Source organism: Paenibacillus baimaensis (assembly GCF_025567575.1).
Window position 1 is genome coordinate 1 of the sequence record NZ_JAOQIO010000072.1, and the last position, 1,484, is coordinate 1,484.

A 1,484-nucleotide genomic window follows, 5' to 3' on the forward strand; every position below is an offset into this window, starting at 1 on the left:
TCAAGTACTCTCGAGTAAAGGTAGCAAATTTTTTTCAAGTATCTGTTCTGTTACTAATATTCATTGGTTCGAATCATGATTCAAAGACCTTGCTTATGTAATATTCTGTTATCCCATCCAAGAAAAACTCTTTAAAAAAATCATGTTGTGTACTAGGAAACTTATATTTTCTTGATGAAATTTCGTTTTGTAGTAACACTTCTTTTATCTCGTTGATAGGCAACCATTCTATACCAACTTGCCCAATATCCGCTTGAACGCTATGCATATCAGTTGTAAGCAATTTTATTTTACATAGGTATAAAAAATCTATAATATGAACCTCCTTCATAATAAACGAATATTCATGATTTCTAGATATGTACTCTCTTATACAAAGGAATTGGCTTTCTATAATTTCTACCCCAAGTTCTTCAATACATTCACGTTTTAATGCTTGGTCTAATGTTTCATCTGGTGCTTGGGCACCACCTGGTAATGCATAATAAACACCAACGTTGGGTCTCTCTTTCTTAATCGCAAGTAACATATCGTCCTGAATAATCAAAGCTCTAACAGTATTTCTAATCACTCCTAGTCCCCCTCCTGAATAAGAATATTGGATGGACTTATAACACTTGAAATGCCATATTCTAACATAATAAACATCTTTCTCGCTAAACTATCCACCCGTTCAGCAAAGGTTGCAAATCAATAGTCAATGGCATCCTTGTTAGTGATTTGATTGAGCTCTCGTGCCGTTAGCTTAAACAATTCGCATTATTGATTGATGAGTTGAGGAAAAGAAACGGTTTTTGTTTGAATATCCAACATCCGAGTTCGTACATCGTTCTTAGAAACGAAAATAGCATCTCCATTTTCATCAAAACAGTATGCAATTGGTATGGATACATCACTACCTCTGAATGAGCCGTCGGCGTGACTGGTACCAATAATCATTGATTTATATGTAACAGCAATCTTTTTTGCTTCATTTATCCATTCGTCGAACTGTTCCTCACTGAACATTCCTACACCGATTGGATGTACAATTAAGTCAATAGCACTAATATCTTCATTCTTCACTCCTTGTTTGACCAATTCATCACAAAGTATGTGTCCTATCATTAGACCCTCTACCGACTTAAAAGTCGTCTGGCTGTACTTAATCCTATCCAAAACGATATCACCAGAGCGATTAATAATTATAGCTCTATCCTTTGGACTGTCGTTTAGCCTTCTATGTCCTCCAATTAAAATCTTGTTATAATTCTTTGCTAAGATACATGCTTGTTCCACATTTTCATTCAAATAACCTTCTGGAAAGATTAAAACATCAACGGAAGGATTATTTCGTAATTCACTCTCAAGTTGAACAATGTTCTTCTCAAATTTTGGTTGGATGACTAGAAATTTCATACGAACCCCCATATATTCCAAATTAACACATTATTAATATTTCAACAGACTTAAGAAAATTCCTTTGTTTATTCAACTAATCTCCC

2 protein-coding genes are annotated in these 1,484 nt (G+C 34.4%); both read right to left on the reverse strand.

The window, feature by feature from the left end; genetic code table 11:
• Positions 1 to 73: 73 nt before the first annotated feature.
• Positions 74 to 571 (reverse strand): NUDIX domain-containing protein, encoded by a 498-nt coding sequence (locus tag OB236_RS17760; RefSeq protein ID WP_262685210.1) that lies wholly within the window; start codon positions 569 to 571, stop codon positions 74 to 76.
• A gap of 188 nt (positions 572 to 759) precedes the next feature.
• Positions 760 to 1,398: a hypothetical protein gene (locus tag OB236_RS17765; RefSeq protein ID WP_262685211.1), complete on the reverse strand. Its 639-nt coding sequence runs from the start codon at positions 1,396 to 1,398 to the stop codon at positions 760 to 762.
• Between the last annotated feature and the right edge of the window lie 86 nt (positions 1,399 to 1,484).

Excerpts from the sequence above, each read along its gene's own strand:
- OB236_RS17765 (WP_262685211.1), bottom strand. The coding sequence starts at position 1,398 with ATGAAATTTCTAGTCATCCAACCAAAATTTGAGAAGAACATTGTTCAA.